Below are 3,273 nucleotides of genomic sequence, written 5' to 3'. Positions count from 1 at the left end.
CCGCGTATCCCGTGCTGGTGCTGGTGGAGGCAACCGCCGACGCCGAGGCCGGAGCACTGCTCGGCGGTCTGGTCGGGGCACTACCCGCCCTGGCCGACGCCGCGGTCGGGGTGGACGCCGCCGACGCCCGAAGGCTGTGGGCCTACCGCGAACTGCACACCGAATCGGTGGGCCGGGTCGGGGTTCCGCACAAGCTCGACGTGGCGCTGCCGCTTCCTGCGCTCGCTGCGTTCGTCGAGCAGGTGCAGGTGGTCCTGGCGCAGCGCTGGCCGGCGGCAGCACCTTGGCTGTGGGGGCACGTCGGCGAGGGCAATCTGCACCTCAACGTCACCGGGGTGGAGCCCGGCGACGAGGACCTGGACGACGCGGTGCTGCGGATGGTCGCCGAAGCCGGTGGCTCGATCAGCGCCGAGCACGGCATCGGCCGGGCCAAGCAGCGCTGGCTGCCGCTGGTCCGCAGCAGCGAGGAGCTCGCGCTCTGGCGCGCGGTGAAGCAGGCATTCGATCCCACCGGCACGCTCAATCCCGGCGTCCTCCTGCCGAACTGATCGACAGTTCCCTCGCCACCGCGCGGGATGACACGCTGTCGAGATGCTGGAGCTGTGGACCGTGGTGCACCGGGTGAAAGCGGGCCTGCGTCGCGGAAACACGCTCGGCGCGGGGCCGCTGGATGCCGCGCTCGGGGTGCTCGACGCCGACTCCCCGGCCGCGCCGGCCGTCTCTCCCCGCGCTCACGATCGGGCCCGGACCGCGCTGGCGGGGCTGATCGGCGACACCGGCCTCGCGGCGGTCGAGCAGGCCCGGCGCGCGGACGGGCGCGAGGTCCTGGTCCCGTACCGGATGGTCCTGGCCGCCGACCGGCTCGACCCGCCCGGCGTCGAGGGCCGGGAGACGCTGCTCAAGGCCGTCACTGGTGGTCCGCCCACGAGGACGGCCTACCTGCTCTCGATGCTCGCCACCGGCCGCGGCCCGGAGGCGGTCGCCGGGCTCGCGACCCTGGTGGCCGCGCACGCCAAGGACAACAACTGGCTGCACCGGCACCTCGGGGTACTCGGCGGAGTCCCGGGGCCGGCCACCTTCGTCGACGACGACGGTGCGGCGTTGCGGCTGCGTCAGCTCGGCCCCACGACCTGCGGGCCGACCTGCGCGATCCTGCTGCGGATGCTGCTCGACCCGGCCTACGCGCTGTGGCTGACCACCGGCGACCACCTGGAACCGGAGCGCTCCGGGGACGGGCTGCCGTTCGAGCAGCGTTTCCGCAGTCAGCAGCACGCGGTCCACGAGGCGCTCACCCGTCGCGCCCTCGGCCCGGCGCCGTGGCCGCGAGCACTGGGTTCTCCGCCCTGGGCGCTGGCTGCGTTCCTCAATCGGTTCACCGGGCTGACCGGCGCTCAGTTCGGCTGGGTGCCGGTGGACGGCGACAACCCGGTGCAGCTGCGCCGCTGCCTGGACGCGGTGCTGCGGGGGGTGTCCGCGGGGGTGCCGGTCCCGGTCTACATCGGCCGCACCGTCGACCGGCACGTGGTCCTGGCGATCGGCTCGCGAGGGGAGGCGGTCGTGGTCTACGACCCGGCGGCGGGCGCGATCGTCGACGTCCCGCTCGCCGACTGGGAAGCCGGCCGGGTCGGCATCGCCGGCTGGGACCACCTGGAGAGCGTCGTCGTGCCGCGCCTGCTCGCCCACCAGGAGTTCCGCTAGAAGTAGTCCAGCAGCCCGGGCGGAGGGCCGGCGAGCGCGGCGGTCAGGAACGCGTCGGTGTCGGGGTCTCCGCCGGCGAGCAGGCCCGCCCTCCTCAGCACGGCCGGTGTCGTTGCTCCGGCGTAAAGAGCTGCGAGCGCGCCCGGTTCGACGCGGACGCTGCCGGAGCCGCCGGGGCTCAGGGTTCCGGCGCCGGCCTTCACCGCGAGCTGGTGCGGCCCGGCGTTCCACGGGCAGAGGTCGTCGACCAGCTCGAGGTCCACGTTGCCGTCCACCCCGGCTGACCAGCCTCGGGCAGCCACCGCGGCCGGGGCGTCGATCAGGCGCAGCATCCACGGCTGCTCGGACAACGTCGTTGCCCCGGCCAGGCCGGCGAGCAGCCACGCGGGGTCGTCCGGGCGCAGCCGCAGGTGCAGAATGGGCGCGACGCTGCGCCAGGTGGCGAGCATTGCCAGCAGCGCGGTCAGTGCCCTCGGGGTGGTCGCCACGAGATCCGGGACCGCGAGAACCCCGCCGGCGTCGTAGCCGCCGTCGCGGTCCCAGCTCGCGTAGCCCTCGATCCCGTCCGGGCCGTCGGCGACCGAGTAGCCGTCGTGCCCGGTCAGCAGGTCGGCCGGCTCGCGGTCGAACAGGGCCCCGACGCGGCCGAGCATCCCGGTGCCCTCCTCGGCCCAGGTCCGATAGCACTCGAGGACGGCCGGAACGTCGGTCTGTTCAGCCGGTCGGACCCGGACCTGCGCCGGGCGCCGTTCCCCGGCCAGCGCTGCCGTCGGGAGCGAGGTCCAGCGCAGGACGCCGGTCAGCTCCCAGCCGAGGCGCCGGTAGGGGACGGCCGTGGTCGGGAACAGGGCCGAGATCGCGGCGCCGCGGTCGCGGGCGCGGGCCATCAAGGGGCCGAGCAGGTCGCGGAGGATCCCGCCGCCGCGGAACTCCGGGGCGATCGCGACTCCGGCGACGCCCGACCCGGCCACGGCGCGACCGCCGTAGTAGTACGTGTGCTCCAGATCGACGGCCGTACCGACCAGGCGCCCGCCGTCGAAGGCCCCGAGCGCGTGCTCGCCCGGTGCCGGGGTGGGACGTCGTCCCGCGGGGCGCTCGGGTGGGCCGCCGAATGCGACCCGCCCGAGCTGCCAGGACGCGGCGTCGTCCGCCTCGGTGAGGGGGCGAAGCTCCAGGGCCATGCCCGCCATCCTGCCGGGGATGTCATCCCCCTCGACCGCAATATGTCCGATTTGCCCTGGCCTGGGCGGTCGAGAGGGATGACATCCCCTGAGAGTTGGGGCGGAGGCGGCCGGGTCAGGGGCGGCGGTGGCCCACGAGGGGGAGGACGGGTCCGGCACCGGCGTCGCGGAGGAGGGCGGCGGCGACGGTGAGGGTCCAGCCGGTTCGGCTGACGTCGTCGACGAGCAGCAGCGGGCCGTCGGGCAGAGCGGGGCCGTCGGGCGCAATCGAGAGCGCGGAGAGCAGGCCGGCCACCCGGGCGGCGGAGGCGACGTCCTGCGCCGGTGGCGGGCCAACGACCTGCAGGACGTCGAGCACCGGGAGTCGCCCGACCTCGGCCAGGTGCGCCGCCAT

The 3,273-nt window shown here is 75.0% G+C and carries 3 protein-coding genes and 1 pseudogene; 2 read left to right on the top strand and 2 right to left on the bottom strand.

Features of this window, described 5'->3' with window-relative positions; genetic code table 11:
* Both H0X00_RS22870 and H0X00_RS22865 read left to right on the top strand, forming a co-directional pair.
* A partial coding sequence (locus H0X00_RS22870; RefSeq protein WP_293775095.1) for an FAD-linked oxidase C-terminal domain-containing protein occupies positions 1-548 on the top strand: 548 nt, incomplete at its 5' end.
* 43 nt (positions 549-591) lie between these two features.
* The gene (locus tag H0X00_RS22865; protein WP_293775094.1) at positions 592-1,698 is read left to right on the top strand and encodes a hypothetical protein; all 1,107 of its coding nucleotides are present in this window, start codon (positions 592-594) and stop codon (positions 1,696-1,698) included.
* Here H0X00_RS22865 and eis read toward each other — a convergent pair.
* Both eis and H0X00_RS22855 read right to left on the bottom strand, forming a co-directional pair.
* Positions 1,695-2,879 (bottom strand): GNAT family N-acetyltransferase, encoded by a 1,185-nt coding sequence (gene eis / locus H0X00_RS22860; protein WP_293775093.1) that lies wholly within the window; start codon positions 2,877-2,879, stop codon positions 1,695-1,697. The two genes, H0X00_RS22865 and eis, sit on opposite strands and share 4 nt — an antisense overlap.
* A 115-nt stretch (positions 2,880-2,994) precedes the next feature.
* A pseudogene (locus H0X00_RS22855) lies at positions 2,995-3,273 on the bottom strand (ATP-dependent DNA helicase RecQ); the annotation flags it as partial.

The sequence above is a fragment of the Sporichthya sp. genome, assembly GCF_013815995.1.
GTDB lineage: Bacteria > Actinomycetota > Actinomycetes > Sporichthyales > Sporichthyaceae > Sporichthya.
The sequence above is the reverse complement of the archived record's forward strand: the minus strand, read 5'-3'. Positions and strand labels throughout refer to the sequence as shown.

Coding starts and splice junctions, on each gene's coding strand:
- eis (WP_293775093.1), bottom strand. CDS start 2,879: ATGGCCCTGGAGCTTCGCCCCCTCACCGAGGCGGACGACGCCGCGTCC.
- H0X00_RS22865 (WP_293775094.1), top strand. CDS start 592: ATGCTGGAGCTGTGGACCGTGGTGCACCGGGTGAAAGCGGGCCTGCGT.